Raw genomic sequence first — 16,335 nt, forward strand, 5'->3', positions numbered from 1 at the left:
GTCAGCTGATGCGGACTCCCGTGCCGCTGACACGGACGCGCGGGTCACCCGGGCGCAGCGTCACCGTGAGCTCGCCGGGGCGGCCCAGGTCCTCGCCCTGGTGCAGGGTGAGGACGGCGTCCTCGGGCACCAGTCCGAACTCACGGGCGTACGCACCGAACGCGGCGGCCGCAGCGCCGGTCGCCGGGTCCTCGACGACGCCGCCGACGGGGAACGGGTCACGGACATGGAAGACGGTGTCCGACTCCCGCCACACCAACTGGACCGTGGTCAGGTCCAATCGGTGCATCAGGGTTTCGAGGCGCGCGAAGTCGTACGCGAGATCTGCGAGGCGCGCGCGTGTCGCCGCCGCGAGAACGAGGTGGCGGGCACCGGCGAACGCGACATGCGGCGGGAAGGCCGGGTCGAGATCGGCGGCCGGCCAGCCGAGCGCGGCGAGCGCCTCCGTGAGGTCGGCGTCGGCGATCTTCTCGTTGTACGGCTCGACACTGGTGAGTGTGGCCCTGACGGTCCCGCTCTCCTCGACCACCTCCACGGGTACGGCGCCGGCGCGCGTCGCGAACAACAGCTCCCCGGGGCCTGTCCGCTCGGCGAGCGCGACGGCGGCCGCGACGGTGGCGTGCCCGCAGAACGGCACCTCGGCCTTGGGACTGAAGTAACGGATGGTGTACGCCCGTTCCTCCTGGCCGCCGAGGCCCTCCGGGGGCGCGCTCAGGAACGCGGACTCCGAGTATCCGAGGTCGGCGGCGATGGCCAGCATGTCGGTGTCGTCCAGGGCTGCGGCGTCCAGAACGACGCCTGCGGGGTTTCCGCCGTCGGGGGTACTGGAGAAGGCGGTGTATCGCAGAACCTCAGGCCGTGGCGCATTCGTTGTCATATCTGCGGCAACGTGGGGCGGGACCGTGGCTATTCCCAGTGCCGTGACCACCTGGGTCCGCCGGGTCCGGCCCTGCTCCAGGATCCGATGGCTATGGGGGGACTGTTCACAGCCGCTGACGCGCGACTCGCAGGGGCACCGTGGCGCTGGTCGGGGTGGCCGCACTGGTCGTGCTGTTCGTCGTGCTCCTGGTCCTTCCAGGGATGGTGGTGGACCACGACCTCGCCGGTGGCCACCGTGCCGCGTGCGGGCCTGCGATCGGCCGACCTGCGGGGCTGCGACCTCGGCGGTGCCGACCTGCGGCACGCGAAACTCGAGGGCACGCCGGCGAGCGACCTGACCGTCTGGCCGAACGGCTTCGACATCGACGTGGCCGGCCTCGTCATCACCGGGGATCCCGGCGCCGAACCTGACGTTCTGCTGCCGGCTGCCGCGATCACGAGGCAGATTCCACCCCTGCTGTCGCCCTGATGCTCGGTCCGCCTTCATTGCATGCGAATGATCGGGCCGTCGCGTCGAGGGGCATCCGGCCCGGCGGAGCCCCCTCCCACTGCGGATGCGTGCGCGCTCCCGCCGCCGAGCGGCCGCCTCGCCATGCTCTGACACACCACCCCGGCGGGCGGGGTACCCCGCCCCGCAGACCGAGATGCTCATCGATCACAATCCAGTACGCGCCCCAGTGCGCTGACTTGCTGTGGTCGGGTCTGTGGTCGGGCTTCGGGCCGTCCGCGGGGTGCTGCCTCCGGACGCCTCGGAGATCTCGGCCTCATCCCTGTCGCGCCCCCGCCAGTCGCCCCTGTGCGGCGGCCTGGATCTGCGAGGGCCCGAGTCCCCACTGGAGGGCGCGTCCGACGGTCGTCGCCAGGGGCCGGTCCCAGCCGGTGCGGACCAGGGTGGGGCGGTGGATGCCGAGTTCGGTGCGGGCCCACGCGGGGAGGAGTCCGATCGAGGCGTTCGTGAGCAGGCCTGTGACCAGCCTTTCCCGTCGTGTGCGGCCGAAGCGGCGGAGGAACAGGACCGACTCCAACGCGGCTGGAGTGGCGTGGAGTTGGGGGCGGAGGCGGGCCAGAAAACGGTCTGCGTCACGGGACGTGCGCGGCACGTCCCGTGCGCCCAACGCCTCGGCCACGGGGGCGACTTGGCGGTAGTAGGTGTCACACTCGGCGGGGGTCAGTCGGAGCGGCCTGGGCGCGTAGGTCTGGTGGCCGGCGAGGAAGCTGCGTACCTCGGCGGTGTGCACCCAGGTGAGCAGGTCGGGGTCGTCCGCGCGGTACGGCCGGCCGTCGGGGGCCGTGCCGTGCACCCGGGTGTGGATCCGCCGGACGAGGTCGATCACCTCGCGGGCGGCGACCGAGGAGCCGAAGGTGGTTGTGGTGATGAACCGTACGGTTCCGTTCAGCCGCCCGACCGGATCGGCGCGGAAGTCGGAGTGTTGGTCGACCCCTGCCATGGCCAGCGGATGCAGTGACTGGAGCATGAGTGCGGCGAACCCGCCGGTGAGCATCCCGGTGGCGTGCCCGTGCACTCGCCACATCGGGTCTCCTGGCGCGATCCCGAACAGCCCGGGGTCACCGGGCGGACCCGCGTACCGATCCAGCTTCAGATCCCCGCCGTGCAAGGTCGCCGTGAGTTCCGCCGCGATCCGTTCCCGCAGTCCCACCAGCACCTCCCGGGTCGGTGTCCCTCAGCCGAGGGTACCGGCGCGCCCGGCGAGCACGGCCACGAGGATGAGCAGTCCGCACAGGGGTTGGTGCCGAACGCCCGCCCGCAGGCTCCGACATCCGCAGGGTCGGCCCGCCACATCTGTCATCCCAACTGCTCCGCGATCACGCACAGTCCGGGCCGGCACAGCGGCCCGAGCCCGGCCACGACCCCGAACCAGGCGAGCAGCACCACACCCCGCGTACACGCCGCCCACCAGCACCCGGCTACGGCGCCCCAGCGGCACGGCGGCCGACCGCGCCCCGGTCCGCACATCAGCCTCACGGTCCTGGCAGGCGTAGATCACGTCCGTCCCCACGGCCCAGCAGACCACCGCCCCGTACAGCACCCAGCCCCCGAGCCCGACTCCTCCGGCCAGCAGGCCGTACACCAGCCGCAACCCACCGGCCGGTCCAGCCGCAGCAACTCCAGATACGGCCGCATCCCGGCGGGGGCCCGCCCCGCCAACCGGGCGGCACGGCCTTGGGTCGGGACGTGAGTCGAGACGTGGGGCAGGGCTTGTAAGGGGACGGTCATACCGATTCACGTCCCTCTCCACGGGATTGCAGGCCGATCGGTCCAACCTGGATCCGGCCAGGGCCAGTCACCGTTCTTTCAGGGAGATCCCTGGAAACGACGGTATGACGGGCATGGGAAGTGTTGGACAGGATCGCGGGCCCATCCCAGGATGGTTGACATGCCGAGTGAAGAGACCGAAGTGGTCGTCGTCGGGGCGGGCCAGGCGGGCGTGGCGATGAGCGAGCATCTGGGTGCCGCCGGCGTACCGCACATCGTGCTGGAGCGGCACCGTGTCGCCGAGCGGTGGCGTTCGCAGCGGTGGGACTCCCTGGTCGCGAACGGACCCGCGTGGCACGACCGCTTCCCGGGGCTGGAGTTCTCCGGCCTCGAGCCCGACGCCTTCGCGCCGAAGGAGAAGGTCGCGGACTACTTCGAGGCCTACGCCGAGAAGATCGGGGCCCCGATCCGGTGCGGAGTCGAGGTGACGTCCGTGCGCAGGCGCGACGGCCGTCCGGGTTTCCGCGTCGAGACGTCGGGAGGCGCCATCGAAGCGCGCTTCGTGGTGGCCTCGACCGGAGCGTTCCAGCGGCCCGTGATCCCGTCCATCGTCCCGGACGGCGCCGTCCCCGTGCAGATCCACTCCAGCGGGTACCGCAATCCCGAGCAGTTGCCCGAGGGCGGCGTCCTCGTGGTCGGCTCCGGTTCCTCGGGCGTCCAGATCGCCGACGAACTGAGCCGGTCGGGTCGCCGGGTGTTCCTGTCCGTAGGCCCTCACGAGCGTCCTCCGCGCGCATACCGTGGACGTGACTTCTGCTGGTGGCTCGGTGCGCTCGGGCTCTGGGACCTGGACACGCCTCCCCAGGGCGCCGAGCATGTCACCATCGCGGTCAGCGGTGCCCGCGGCGGCCACACGGTGGACTTCCGGGAGCTGGCCGCCGGCGGCATCGAGCTCGTCGGCATGACCGCCTCCTACGACGACGGCGTACTGCGCTTCGCGCCGGACCTCGCCGCGAGCATCGCACAGGGCGACGCCCATTACCTCGATGTCCTGCGGACGGCCGACGACTACGCCGAACGCAACGGGCTCGACCTGCCCGAGGAGCCGGAGGCCCACGCCCTCCGACCGGACCCGGACTGTTTGAGCGACCCCCGTCTGGAACTCGACCTCGCCGCGGCCGACGTCACCTCGATCATCTGGGCGACCGGCTTCACCGCCGACTTCGACTGGCTCCAGGTCGACGCCTTCGACGAGAACGGGCGGCCCAGACACCGACGCGGGGTCTCCTCGGAGCCCGGCGTCTACTTCCTCGGCCTGCCCTGGCTCTCCAACCGCGGATCGAGCTTCATCTGGGGTGTCTGGCACGACGCCCGGTACGTCGCCGTCCACATCACGACCCAGCGGGGCCGCCTCGCGTACGGCACCGCGGATCCGGCGAGCGAGAAGAACTGAAGGGCCCGTCTTCGTGTCGTCCGGCGGCAGGTTCACCGTGCCCGAGGACGCCGGGCCCAGGGTCATGTCAGGCTGCGGGTTCAGTGCCTGGCTCAGGTCCGCAGCCGTCAGGGTCGCCCGCGATCGGCGTGGCCGCGGCGTGGGCCGGGGCGGGCTGGGGCCCCGTCGGCGCGGTGCCCTGCGCCGCGCACCCGCCGTAGGACGCCTACCGGAACTTCGCGCTGCTGCCGCACGTCCTCACGGAGAGGCACGATCAGCCCGCTCCCCGTCGCCACGGTGCAGCAAGGCCTGTCGCACACCGGTCCCGGAGCGGTCGGCCGGCCGCCGTCGGGTTCCGGGGCGAAGCCGATGCGCAGGCAGTGGAGTGGCCCATCAGCGCGCACTCGCCGTGTCCGTCGACGACCGGTCCGAGGCGCTGAGCCCTGTTTCACGGAACCGGCCCTGGGCCGCCCTCTCGCGCAGCAGCCCGTCGGTGGCCGCGCCCGAGACCGCCGTGGCGGAATCGAGGCACGCATCGGCACCTGCGTCGCCGCCGGCCGGTCAGGCGGTGTACATGTCCGCCACCCGACCAGACAGCCGCGCACGCCGGGAGGGCCGATCGCAGCCCTGTACGGCTGGGCGTGGACGGTTCGGCCTCGCGACGGCCTACGGTGGAGGCATGAGCGAGATCGTCGTCTACGAACTCGACAGGCCTGCGGCCACGCGCTCCTCCACAGGGGCGCCGAGTGGCGCGGAACGCCGCGTGCGCAAGGTGCACGCCGCGCCCGTCGCCCCTGGGACGCGTGCCGCCACCGGACCGAGAACCCTGTGCGGCAAGGACACCTTCGCCATGGAGGCGGCCGACTGGAAGCCCACCGAGCACCCCGGAGCCCCGTGGTACCCGGTGGAGTACGCATCCGTGGTCTGCCCGGACTGCGATGCCGTGATCGAAACCTGACCACGGCGAACGGCCGACCGCCTGCCTGACGCCAGCGCGCTCACGGTCTTCCTGCCGCTACCTCCGTTCCACGTACTCCTTGAAGTGCTCCAGGTCGCCGCGGACGAGGCGTTCGATCGCGTTCGTCTGGGCGAACCCCCTGGGTCCGCCGAAGGCGTCCCGGACGGTGTCGGGGTCGTACTCCAGGCGTGCCTGGATCCGGGTGTGGTTCTGGTCGATCGGCTCGAGCGAGAAGGAACCCGTCAGCTCGGGGGCGCCCACGCTCAGCCACTCCATCACGCGCTCGCCGCGGTCGGAAACCTCGGCCTCGACCGCGCGGGCCCCGCCCTTTGCCTCGACCTCCAGATGCGCTCGGCCTCCGGCCTCCGTGCGCGCGCCCCGCACTCCTTGCACGAAGCGTGGATAGTTCTCCACCTGGTGAATTTTCTCCCAGGCCGTATCGATCGGAACGTCGATGTCGACGTGCAGTTCGAGAGTGCTCATGGCTCACCTCCGTGTGCAGTTCATGACGCACGGGCTTCTGTTCACAGTGTGCGCCCGGCAGGAACCGGCAGGGGAGGGGAGGAGCCGGAACGGGGCTGTCCCGAGTCCGTACTGCTCACGTGCGTGCATCGCGCCGTGGTGCCCGTGCGGGACGGTCCGCGTGGGCGAGGCGTGCCAGTGGTCGGGATGCGTTCAGGCGCCCCGCGGCACGGCCGGACAACGTGGTCCATGAAACGTCCGAGGGCCAGGTGGCCCCGGAGGGTCGGTCAGACCTCCTGTTTTCGGGGCGGGCCGTGTCGCAACAAGGTGCCAGGGACGGGGGTTCATTAGACAGCTTCTATAGCGGCTCACCCTTTTGGTTAGTGTTTTGCCGGTGTCTCAAGCGCGATGCCGTTGCTTTTCGGTATGTCCGGGGTGCCTGCTCGTCATGCACGGAAGGGCCCGCCCTGGTCCTACTACAACATGTAGGACTAGGGTGTGCTTGAGGAGCTGCCGCGTTCCCCTGCGAAGGGGCGCCTTGGTGTGTCGCTGGTCAGGGTGGTTGGTTCCGTCATGACAGGGAATGGCGCGAGATGCCCTCACGGGCGCGGCGGAAGGCCATCATTGGATTGATGCCACTGCCCGGTGACCGGCATCGTGGTGCGCGCCGCGGCGCGGCGCCGCATCAGCTTGGTCGGTACAGCGACCCACAGCGCACAGGCGCACGAGGTGGTTCGGCAGGACCCCGAGACAAGCCCTGCATCGGTGGACTTCGGTCCGAGCGTGGAAACACATGATCAACACTTGCCTGGAGGCCCTGTGGTAACGACGGACACCCCGGCCGCGCAGCCGTCCGAAGAGGTGCTCATCAGCGTCGTCCTGCCCGTCTACCGAGTGCAGGAGTATCTGCCGGAGTGCCTCGACTCGGTCCTCGGGGCGTCGCAGTCCTTTCAGGGTGTCGAGGTCGTGGCCGTGGACGACTGTTCCCCTGACGACAGCGGTGCCCTTCTCGACGAGTACGCGGCTCGCGACGAGCGGCTGCGCGTGGTCCACCTGCCGCACAACGTCGGCCTCGGCCGAGCGCGCAGCGAGGGCCTGGCCCGGGCCAGGGGGGACTACGTGTGGTTCGTCGACAGCGACGACCGGCTGACCGACGGAGCGCTCGCCGCGGTCGCGGACCGGCTGAAGCGGACCGAGCCCGACGTGCTCCTCGTCGACCACGCGCTCGTCGCCCCGGACGGAGGCGTGGAGCGCAATGTGCGTGCGCATCAGTTCCGGGACGCACCCGAGACGTTCACGCTCGCGGAGCGCCCCGGCACCCTGGACCTCATCATGACCGCGTGGAGCAGGGTGCTGCGCCGCGAGTTCCTGCTCGGCCTGGACCTGGAGTTCGGGCACGGGTACTACGAGGACATCTCCGTCACCTACCCCGTCCTGCTCGCCGCGCGCCGGCTCAGCATGCTCGACCGTGTCTGTTACCACTACCGGCGCGGGCGTGAGGGAGCGATCACCAACACCTCCAGCCCGAAGCACTTCGATCTCTTCGGCCAGTACGAGCGGATCTTCGCCTTCATCGACCGCGAGGCCGAGACCGCCGAGCCCTTCCGCAGGGCGGTGTTCGACCGGACCGTACGCCATGCGACGACGGTGCTCGCCACCCCCGGACTCGTGCCGGAGAACATGCGGCGCGAATTCTTCCGGCAGACGTCGGAACACTTCCGGAGATTCCGGCCGCGTGACTACTCCCACCCGTCCGGGCTGCGTGGCCTGCAGTACCGGCTGGTGGAGCAGGGCGCCTATCCCGCGTACGCGGCCGTGGAACCGGTGAACCGGCTCCGCCTCACACTTCGTACCGCCCTCGGCCGGGCGCGCCGTGCGGCACGGCGGGTACCCCGACTCGCGGCAACGGCCGTGCGACGGGCCTACTACCGTGTCTGCCTGCTGCTTCCCGCCGATGACCGTCTCGCCGTCTACGCCGCCTACTGGAGCCGCGGTTACGCCTGCAACCCGGCGGCCGTCTTCGAGAAGGCCCGCGAGCTCGCGCCCGGCATCCGCGGGGTGTGGGTGGTCGCCAAGGACAGGACGGGATCCATTCCGCCGGGAGTCGAGTACGTGGTGGACGGATCGGCACGGTGTCTGCGCACCATGGCGCGGGCCAAGTTTCTGGTCAACAACGTCAACTTCCCTTATGAGCTGCCCAAGCGGCGGGGGGCGGTGCTGGTGCAGACACAGCACGGCACACCCCTGAAGAAGATGGGGACCGACCTGCGGGACCACCCCGCTGCCGCACGCGGCATGAACTTCGACCGGCTGGTGGAGCAGTGCGGGCGATGGGACTTCCTGGTCTCGCCGAACCCGCACACCACCGAGGTGTTCACCCGGGTCTACCCCGGCGGCTACGAGGTGCTCGAGACGGGCTATCCGCGCGTCGACCGGCTGGTCAACGCCTCGCTCGACCAGGCGCACCGGGTGCGGGACGAACTGGGCATCGCCCCCGGGCAGACCGCCGTCCTCTATGCGCCCACCCACCGAGACCACGAGGACCAGGCGGCGGCTCCGCTCGACGTGCGGCGGTTCGCCGATGAACTCGGTGACGACCATGTCCTACTCGTCCGCGCGCACTACTTCGACACCCCTCAGACCCTCCCGTCGCAGGGCGTCGTGGACGTTTCGTCCTACCCGTCGATCGAAGACCTGTGCGTCGCCGCCGACGTGCTGATCACTGACTACTCCTCGGTGATGTTCGACTACGCCGCGCTGGACAGGCCGATCGTGATCTACGCGCCCGACTGGGAGACGTACCGCCGCGCGCGGGGCGTCTACCTCGACCTCCTCGCCGAGGCGCCCGGAGCGGTCGCCACCACCCAGGAGCAGCTCGCCGAGATCTTCCTCAGCGGCGAGTACACGGGGCCGCGCGCGGACGAGCAGCGCTCCGGATTCCGGGCTCGCTTCTGCCCCTACGACGACGGACACGCGGCCGAACGCGTGGTACGCAGCGTCTTCCTGGGAGAGCCGGCCAACGCCAACAAGCTGGCGGCGAAAGGTAGTTGACCTCGTAGCCGCTCAACGCCGGGAGCGGCGGCTGATGCGTCCCGCGACGACGCGGCGCATCCCGGAAAGGCCGTCCGCGACGCGCACGGCGAGACAGCCACTGTTGGTGGCGTACGGCTGGAGCAGCATCACCCGTCCCCGCCGGCCCATCCGCACCAGCCGCCTGAGGCCGGATCCCGCACGAAGCGGCCTCGTGGCCGACTCGCCGTCCCGGAAGACCAGGGTCACCCAGGCGTCCCAGGTGGTGATCGTGCCGCCCTCGCAGAGCGCCGCCACGTCCGCGGTGACCACGGCACGCCAGCCGTGTCCGCCCGGCTCGGCCTCCCACGCCGCCTCGTACCGGTGTGCGGCGCCCGTCACCCGGTGCCGCAACTCGACGGTCGCCTGCTCCGGGCCGGCGTGCGCGGTCCTGCCGTAGAGATCGGCCAGCCGCAGTTCGAGCACCAGCCGGCGCCCCGTCCCCACGTTCCCGAGGACGTACAACGGCAGCAGTGCGACCGGCGCGCCGGCGAGACCGTCGAGCACGATCTCGTCCGTCCCCTCGGAGGGCGAACTCGCCTCGTCCCACAGCGGCCGCCGCGCGTCACCGGCGTACGGTGGGGCGAGCCGCGGCGGGTTGGCCGCCAACTCGGCCAGCCGCCGGACGTCCGCGGCACTTCGCTCGCGTCCGAGCAGCACCTCGGCACGCCAGCGGGCAGCGAGAGCGGCCCGGCGTACGGCCTCCGCCTCGAAGGCGCCCACGTGCTCGCGGGCGATCCGCCACCAGGCGTCCTGGTACTCCGGCGTGCGCTGCGGCAGCTCGCTCAGGTAGACAGCGAGATCGAACTCGAGGAATTTCGTCTGCGCGGCGATCAGCAGATCCTGGTCGCCGCTCTCCCGCACGATGTCCAGCACCTGCTGATGGGCGGTGACCCGGTCCTGCCAGTTCTGGATCCGGTCCCGGCGCAGCGAGATCGAAGCCCGCCCGGCGCCGTAGCGCACATGCCAGATGTAGACGGTTTCGGGCGTGACGGCGAAGCGCGGCCCGGCCGCGTAGACACGCGCGGTGAACACGAAGTCCTCGTAGTGCGCGGCGCCGTCGGGGAAACGGATCCGCCGGGACACCAGGAAGTCACGGCGATAGATCTTGTTCACCGACAGTGTGTCCCACAGCGTCTGCGGGCGCCCGGCCACCCCGTCGTGCACCGACTCCGTCGTGAACAACTGCTCCTGCCAGGGGATTTCACGCCCACCGGGCAGCTCGCGCCGAACGCACAGGCCCGCCGCCACATCGGCGTCGTGGCGGAGCGCGACAGCGAGAAGCGTGTCCACGGCCTTCGGCGCGAGCACGTCGTCGCTGTCGAGGAACACCAGCCACGGGTGGCGGGCCGCGTCGATACCGTCGTTGCGCGGGGTGCCGCAGCCGCCGCTGTTGACCGCACGGCGTACGACGCGCACGCGCGGCTCCGAGGCCGCGAGCCGCCCCAGTACGTGAGGTGTGTCGTCGGTGGAAGCGTCGTCCACGACGACGACCTCGCCGACCGCAGTGCCCTGTGCGAGAGCCGAGGCCACCGCCTCCGCGACGTGCTCCGCGTCGTTGTAGGCGATGACCACCACCGTGACCGCCCCGTCGTTCGCGCTGGACAACTCTGCTCCCATTCGTGCGATCGTGACAGGCGCCCTCAGCCCGTGACGGACGAGAGGACCCGTGGGCGGGGCCCGATGAACTCCTACATTATGTAGGACCAGGTAGTGCCGTGGCCGGGAAGGTTCGCCGGCTGCGCGGGCCGCGATCGCGCTGTGCCGCCGGAGACCGTGCTGGGGGACTGCGAGAGCGGCCACAACCAGTGATCATGGCCGGGGTGGGGCCCGGTTCGGCAGGATGTGTCGTGCCGACGAACCCGCCCGAGTCCATGCAGCACCACCTGCGGCAACTGCGCAGGACCAGCTTCGTGCGGGCACTGATCGCGCGTGGGCAGATCGACGAGGACGCCGTGGTCTCCAGCGACGAGATCCGCGCGCAGCTCTTCGGCATCTCACCCGACGACACCGACACCGACACCGACGTGGTGGACGCTCGGGGCTGACCAACTGCACGCCGAGGGCGCAATCGCCGCGCCCACGACGTCCACGGACGCCGTCAAGGGGCCACGCCCGCCGAGGCCGCGGCCCACTTCTCATGCGAGACGAGCCCGGTCGCCTGTTGACGCCCCACTCCTCAGCTCGTGGACAGCTCCCAGCGGACGCGCTGGCCTGCCCCGTGCTACGGCGAGGTGGGCACGTGCGGGGAGCGGAGCACGAGCAGGGTGATCTCGCTGGGGGCGAAGACGCGGAAGGGCGGGCCCCAGAAGCCGGTGCCGCGGCTGGTGTAGAGGAGGGTGCGGGTGCCGTGGTGGCTGAGGCCGGCGACGGCGGGCTGGTCGATGCGGACCAGGTGGTGGAAGGGCCAGATCTGGCCGCCGTGGGTGTGGCCGGAGAGTTGGAGGTCGATGCCGGCGGCTGCCGCCTGGTCGACGAATTTGGGCTGGTGTGCCAGGAGCAGGACCGGTAGGCCGGGGTCGGCGCCGTTCAGGGCTCCGGCGAGATGGGCGCGGTGGCCTGCCAGGCCGGAGGACTCGGCGGTGACGTCGTCCACGCCGGCGACCACGAGGGTGTCGCCTCCGCGTTCGAGCAGCAGGTGGCGGTTGCGCAGCGGCTCCCAGCCCAGTTCGTCCATCAGCTCGACCCAGCCCTGGGCCTCGCTGTAGTACTCGTGGTTGCCGGTGACGTACACGCGCGCGTGGGTGGCCCGCACGGTACCGAGGGGGGCGGCCTGGGCGCGGCGGCGTTCGGCCGTGCCGTCCGCGATGTCGCCGGTGTGGCAGACCAGATCGGCCTCCAGAGTGTTCACCGTCTCGCACACCCGTGCCGACCAGCGAGCGCGGTCGAGCGGGCCGTAGTGGGTGTCGGTGACGAGGACGACGCGAGTGCCGTCCAACCCCGCGCCCAGTCGAGGGAGTTGCACGTCGAGTCGGCGCACGCGTGGCACGCGGCGGGCCTCGGCGTACCCCCAGGCGAGCAGTACGGCGGTTACGCCGAGGACGGCCCACGTGACGATTCGGGCCCGATCCTGACTTCCGCCTACGCCGGCCACGGTCAGGGCGAGCCGCAAGAGGACGCCGAGCAGTACGGACCAGGTGAACAGGACCCAACTGGTTCCCAGCAGGGTGTCACCGACGATCGCCTCCCGGTCCCGCTGGCGCCGGCCGTGACCGCGGACCATCGCGAGCGGCATACCGATGAGGCCGAGGACGAACAGGGCGGTGCCGACCAGAGTGACGGGCAGCGGCCAGTGCTGGCCGCTGTACAGGAGCACCCCGCAGGGCACGGCCCACAGCAGGACGGGGGCGATCAGGGGGATGGAGCGCATCAGGCGGTGCAGTCGGCTCTGCCGCGGCGCTCGCGCACCGTCGGCGGGCCGGGTGTCGCTGGTGGCGGTCACGCTTACCCTCCCTGACCAGGCTGCCGTCTGGGGCACTGTATCCGGTCGCCCTCGGGCCGGCCGGACCGGCCTTCACGGGCGCGGCCTCTTGGGACGAGGGACGCATCACGTCATCCGCCTGCACCGTGAACGCCAGGAGCCGTTGCACGTTGCCGTGTTCGGGCCTCCGTACGTCAGGGGGAGGTGACGAGCCGGTGTTCGCGACGGGCACGGCGCAGCGCCCGTCGCATGGGCACGTTCGTGACGTACGACGAGAACGCCCGCCCCTCCGGGTGGCCCTGTCGACAGCGTGCCCGCCGCACCGGTGAACAGGGCGACCATCTCCGCCCAGGCCATGGGGCCATCGCGCCCCAGGGGCGGAGTGACGCGAGCAGCCGTCGTACCCGGTCCTCCAGGCTCCGGCCGGCGAGCCGCATGCAGCGGCCCGGATCCGTGCCGCCACGTGCGGCATGGTCGGCGACTGCCGCGTGCAGCCGTGCGGCGGTCTGGGGGCGCCGAGCAGGGCGAGGGCGCCCGCGTACAGCGCTCCCAGTTCGTCGGCGCCGTTGGGCTGCTGATCGAACGCGGTCACCGCGCGCACCGGCAGCCCCAGTGCCCGGCGCGCAACCGCTTCGCCTCCCCGCTCATCGTCGTCGAGCAGCGCGAGCGCGGCATCGGCGGCGCCGAGCGCCGCGTCGGTGTCACCGGCATGGCTGGACGCGACGGAGACCCCGATCCACGCGGCGGCGCGATCGGCGACGGGCGCGTCGGGACACGCGTCGAGGGCCTGTCGCAGCAGTCGCCTTCCCCCGGACACCGGTCCGACGCCACCCACTGATACCGCAACTTGCCTGTCCTGCGCAGAGCTTGGGCGGGCGCCTGTCCCAGGTGGCGGGCGATACCGGCCCGGATGTCGGCTCCTACGGCAACCGGCTCCACTTCCTGGACGACACGAACTTCGAGGCCGGTTACCGCGACGGCAACGGCGCCAACTGCATCGGCATCACCGTCGTCTCCTGGTCCGCCAACCAGGTCGCGCTGCGTTTCGGCAGCTCATACGGCTCCTTCGTCCACTGGTACCTCAGCAACGGGGGCGGCTTCGCCCTGTCCGTGGACAACGGGCTCTTCGGCTGCTGACGGCCTGGGCGGCAGCGCGCGGTGTGGAGGCATACCGGGCCGGGGTGTGACGGGACGGACCGCGGTGCCGGTGGCCACCGGTGACGCGGCAGTGTACGGCGACGAGGGTGGAGCGGGCCTTGTCCGGAAGACCGCCGAGTGGTTCAGAAGGGCAGGCCGCGCAGGTCCACACCGACGGTGGGATGGGCGAGGCCGGCCAGGTCGTAGACCATGGTGGTGGGCGGCGAGGACCGCGCGCCGTCGGGCTGCCGGAAGGTGACGGGCACGGAGAGCCGGCTCCGTCCCGGCTGCTCGTGGAGCGGGACCAGGTCCGGGCGACAGAGCAGAATCATCCTCTCGGCGTGCGTGTTCGACCGCCACGCCGAGGACCGTCCGTGCGATGCCCCGGCCTCGACAGGCGGGGTGCGCCGGCACGCCAACCAGCCCCGCATCCCGGGACCCGGGGCCGAGGTCGACTCCGTGCTCGGCGCGATGGCGCAGCCCGACCCGGCCGAGAAACGCATGCGTTGCAGCATCCCTGACCGTGAAGTCGCCGTAGCCGTGTCTCGTCCGGTGGGCGACGTGGTCATCGCACCATGGCCTCGACCGCAGCACGACTGTCCGCCCGGTCGGTCGCCGGCCAGCGCATCACGCTGCCCCGACTGACCACAGCCTCAAGGAGATCATCGCTGTCCCCGCGACGGATCGGCTCCATCACAAGTCTCTGGGTGCGCAGAACGGGTCCATTCAACCAGGCCACTCAGCGACTCCTCTCGACCAAGGACCGAAGGAGCCTACCCGGCAACCCCTTTGAAGCGCTCTCCTTGAGACGGCGATCGCAGCCCGGGTGGCCTGCCGGGGCCTTGATTCCTCTGGCCACTGCCGCCGAGGTGCCCGATCGTCGGGTAACCCTTCACCGCCAGATGCGACAAACTAGGACATGACGCCGGGATCAGAGACCCGGCTCCGAACGTGAACAGGACCGGCCCGTGACACCCACTACCGCCTTTCCCGCCCCCCGACTGGCTTCCGACGTGACCCCCGCCGACGTCGAGGCGCTCGTCGCCTTCCTCGACGGCAAGGTGCGCGGCATCCTGGCCGGGCACCGGAGCGACAGCGACGTCTGGAAAGCCGCCCTGGGGCTGCGTCTGGCACTGAACCACCGGGCGAGGCAGGCCCGGGAGGCGTACGCGCGAGCGGACCAGTCCCGCGAGTCGGTGCGGGCCCGGTTCCTGAGGTGGAACCGCCTGGCCGTACTCGCCCTGGGCTGGGAGAAAGACGCGGACTTCGACGAACGGTGGAAGGTCGTCGCCCGCCCCGATGCCGAGGGGGCCGCCGTCTTCGCGGCTCTGACGGGCCGCCGGTGAGCGCTCTCGTCACCGAAACTGACGGTCGCACTCGACAGGGCCTCTGATTCGGTTCGCCGGGGAGGCGGAAGCGCTTCCCCGGCCGGATCCATGGATCCGAGTCACTCAAACCGGTGAAAACTGGCCCTAGATGTGGGCGTGAGATCCATGAGACTCACACGTCGCTCACCCAGGCAGGCGCAGTGAGCTGTGAGGGTATGAGGCTGTGAGGCGGAGCTCGCGCCGAGCTTCCGCTGTCATCCGCCCGAGGGGCTGATCCTGTGTGAGTGGCAGGCGAGTACCTCATGTGGGTGACACGTTGTCAGCGCCCGCCCGTAGCGTCCGGCCACGACTCGAGGTTCACCGCGGTGACCAGCATCTCCTCTCCGCGGCACTGCTGGGCGCCGGCCGCTGTGCTCTTGCCCGCGATCTCTCCCGTCCCGCCCGAGGCGGTCGCCGCGCGCTCCCCCTCCTTGGTGTCGCCACCACTGCTGGCCTGCTCCGCAGGCGCACCGGCGTTCACGCCGTGCCCGTACCCGCAGCCGGGCCACGCCAAGGGCCGGAAGCGGCAGTTCAGTTCGGACGAGGGCGATGTGCTGAACGGAAGCACCAAGAAGCCGTACGGCGTATGACGGTTCGTCGGCAGCGACGCGTTGCCACCCACCAGCCGACGCCAATCCGGAGAGCTCAGTAACAGGCCATCTCACGCGGCCAGTTGGTGGCGGTGGATGGCGGAGCGGAGACGAGTGGTCGGGCTCCCATGGCCCGTGATCCGATAGCGTGCTCGCTCATGGGGGAGATGATATTGATCAGGCACGGCCAGACTGAGTGGAGCCTGTCGGGCCAGTACGCGGGTCGCACTGACGTTCCGCTGACTGACGCGGGTGAGGCATCGGCCAAGGGGCTCGCTTCGAGGTTGGCCCGACGCGCGCTGGTCGGTGTGTTCACCAGTCCGCTGAGCCGTGCCATGCGGACGGCCGAGCTGGCGGGACTGGCCGGTGCCAGGCCCGATCCCGACTTGGTGGAGTGGGACTACGGCGGCTATGAGGGCCTGACCGCAGCGCAGATCCGCGAGGGGCGGCCGGGCTGGGACCTGTGGCGGGACGGCGTCGTTCCCGGCGACTTCGATCATCCCGGTGAGCGACTTGAGCAGGTGGCAGCGCGCACCGACGCGGTGCTGGACCGCATCCGGCCGTTGCTGGACGACGGCGATGTCGCCCTGGTCGCTCACGGTCATCTGGCACGCGTGCTCGCCGTGCGGTGGCTGGGCCTGGACGCGTCGGCCAGCCGGCTGCTGGGCCACCCGCGTCCCGGAACTCTGAGTTTCCTCGCCGCTGAGGACGGGCAACCCGTCATCTCCGCCTGGAACGTGCCGTAATGGCAGCCCGCCGGATCAGGCGGCAGCCCCATGTTTCGTAGAGGGTCTGGACTTTGGGG

At 70.9% G+C, this 16,335-nt stretch carries 16 protein-coding genes; 9 read left to right on the forward strand and 7 right to left on the reverse strand.

The window, feature by feature from the left end; all coding sequences use genetic code 11:
• Position 1: 1 nt before the first annotated feature.
• On the reverse strand, positions 2–877 hold the full coding sequence (locus tag BIV23_RS08105; RefSeq protein WP_071380076.1) for a PhzF family phenazine biosynthesis protein: 876 nt from the start codon (positions 875–877) through the stop codon (positions 2–4).
• Positions 878–1,105: 228 nt separating this feature from the next.
• Between BIV23_RS08105 and BIV23_RS51630 the strand changes: the two genes are divergently transcribed.
• Positions 1,106–1,348 carry a pentapeptide repeat-containing protein gene (locus BIV23_RS51630; RefSeq protein WP_071380077.1) on the forward strand — a complete coding sequence of 81 codons (243 nt, stop codon included), beginning with the start codon at positions 1,106–1,108 and terminating at the stop codon, positions 1,346–1,348.
• A 295-nt stretch (positions 1,349–1,643) separates the two neighbouring features.
• Here the strand turns inward: BIV23_RS51630 and BIV23_RS08115 are convergent, their stop codons facing one another.
• Complete coding sequence (locus tag BIV23_RS08115) at positions 1,644–2,543, reverse strand: oxygenase MpaB family protein (RefSeq protein ID WP_071380078.1); 900 nt, start codon at positions 2,541–2,543, stop codon at positions 1,644–1,646.
• A 732-nt stretch (positions 2,544–3,275) separates the two neighbouring features.
• Here BIV23_RS08115 and BIV23_RS08120 point away from each other — a divergent pair.
• A complete protein-coding gene (locus tag BIV23_RS08120; protein ID WP_071380079.1) occupies positions 3,276–4,547 on the forward strand; it encodes a flavin-containing monooxygenase in 1,272 nt (423 codons plus the stop codon).
• Between the two features lie 658 nt (positions 4,548–5,205).
• Positions 5,206–5,484 (forward strand): hypothetical protein, encoded by a 279-nt coding sequence (locus BIV23_RS08125; protein ID WP_071380080.1) that lies wholly within the window; start codon positions 5,206–5,208, stop codon positions 5,482–5,484.
• A gap of 57 nt (positions 5,485–5,541) precedes the next feature.
• Here the strand turns inward: BIV23_RS08125 and BIV23_RS08130 are convergent, their stop codons facing one another.
• On the reverse strand, positions 5,542–5,967 hold the full coding sequence (locus tag BIV23_RS08130; protein WP_071380081.1) for an SRPBCC family protein: 426 nt from the start codon (positions 5,965–5,967) through the stop codon (positions 5,542–5,544).
• 798 nt (positions 5,968–6,765) lie between these two features.
• On the opposite strand from BIV23_RS08130, the gene BIV23_RS08135 reads away from it, so the two are divergent.
• The gene (locus BIV23_RS08135) at positions 6,766–8,997 is read left to right on the forward strand and encodes a bifunctional glycosyltransferase/CDP-glycerol:glycerophosphate glycerophosphotransferase (RefSeq protein WP_218161856.1); all 2,232 of its coding nucleotides are present in this window, start codon (positions 6,766–6,768) and stop codon (positions 8,995–8,997) included.
• Positions 8,998–9,009: 12 nt separating this feature from the next.
• Here the strand turns inward: BIV23_RS08135 and BIV23_RS08140 are convergent, their stop codons facing one another.
• Complete coding sequence (locus BIV23_RS08140) at positions 9,010–10,635, reverse strand: glycosyltransferase family 2 protein (RefSeq protein ID WP_071380082.1); 1,626 nt, start codon at positions 10,633–10,635, stop codon at positions 9,010–9,012.
• 230 nt (positions 10,636–10,865) lie between these two features.
• Between BIV23_RS08140 and BIV23_RS51635 the strand changes: the two genes are divergently transcribed.
• Positions 10,866–11,063 carry a hypothetical protein gene (locus tag BIV23_RS51635; RefSeq protein ID WP_071380083.1) on the forward strand — a complete coding sequence of 66 codons (198 nt, stop codon included), beginning with the start codon at positions 10,866–10,868 and terminating at the stop codon, positions 11,061–11,063.
• 176 nt (positions 11,064–11,239) lie between these two features.
• On the opposite strand, the gene BIV23_RS08150 is transcribed toward BIV23_RS51635, so the two are convergent.
• Positions 11,240–12,457, reverse strand: a complete 1,218-nt coding sequence (locus BIV23_RS08150; RefSeq protein WP_071380084.1) for a metallophosphoesterase — start codon at positions 12,455–12,457, stop codon at positions 11,240–11,242.
• A gap of 475 nt (positions 12,458–12,932) precedes the next feature.
• Here BIV23_RS08150 and BIV23_RS08155 point away from each other — a divergent pair, with 475 nt between their 5' ends.
• On the forward strand, positions 12,933–13,274 hold the full coding sequence (locus BIV23_RS08155) for a hypothetical protein (RefSeq protein WP_071380085.1): 342 nt from the start codon (positions 12,933–12,935) through the stop codon (positions 13,272–13,274).
• 50 nt (positions 13,275–13,324) lie between these two features.
• Positions 13,325–13,573 carry a hypothetical protein gene (locus BIV23_RS08160; RefSeq protein WP_218161857.1) on the forward strand — a complete coding sequence of 83 codons (249 nt, stop codon included), beginning with the start codon at positions 13,325–13,327 and terminating at the stop codon, positions 13,571–13,573.
• Positions 13,574–13,716: 143 nt separating this feature from the next.
• Here the strand turns inward: BIV23_RS08160 and BIV23_RS49535 are convergent, their stop codons facing one another.
• Positions 13,717–13,905: a hypothetical protein gene (locus BIV23_RS49535; RefSeq protein ID WP_143079056.1), complete on the reverse strand. Its 189-nt coding sequence runs from the start codon at positions 13,903–13,905 to the stop codon at positions 13,717–13,719.
• A gap of 636 nt (positions 13,906–14,541) precedes the next feature.
• On the opposite strand from BIV23_RS49535, the gene BIV23_RS08170 reads away from it, so the two are divergent.
• Complete coding sequence (locus BIV23_RS08170; RefSeq protein WP_071380088.1) at positions 14,542–14,919, forward strand: hypothetical protein; 378 nt, start codon at positions 14,542–14,544, stop codon at positions 14,917–14,919.
• A 301-nt stretch (positions 14,920–15,220) separates the two neighbouring features.
• Here the strand turns inward: BIV23_RS08170 and BIV23_RS08175 are convergent, their stop codons facing one another.
• On the reverse strand, positions 15,221–15,421 hold the full coding sequence (locus BIV23_RS08175) for a hypothetical protein (protein WP_143079057.1): 201 nt from the start codon (positions 15,419–15,421) through the stop codon (positions 15,221–15,223).
• Positions 15,422–15,688: 267 nt separating this feature from the next.
• On the opposite strand from BIV23_RS08175, the gene BIV23_RS08180 reads away from it, so the two are divergent.
• Complete coding sequence (locus BIV23_RS08180) at positions 15,689–16,276, forward strand: histidine phosphatase family protein (RefSeq protein WP_071380179.1); 588 nt, start codon at positions 15,689–15,691, stop codon at positions 16,274–16,276.
• Positions 16,277–16,335: the final 59 nt, after the last annotated feature.

This window comes from Streptomyces monashensis, from assembly GCF_001866665.1.
Taxonomy (GTDB): Bacteria; Actinomycetota; Actinomycetes; order Streptomycetales; family Streptomycetaceae; genus Streptomyces; species Streptomyces monashensis.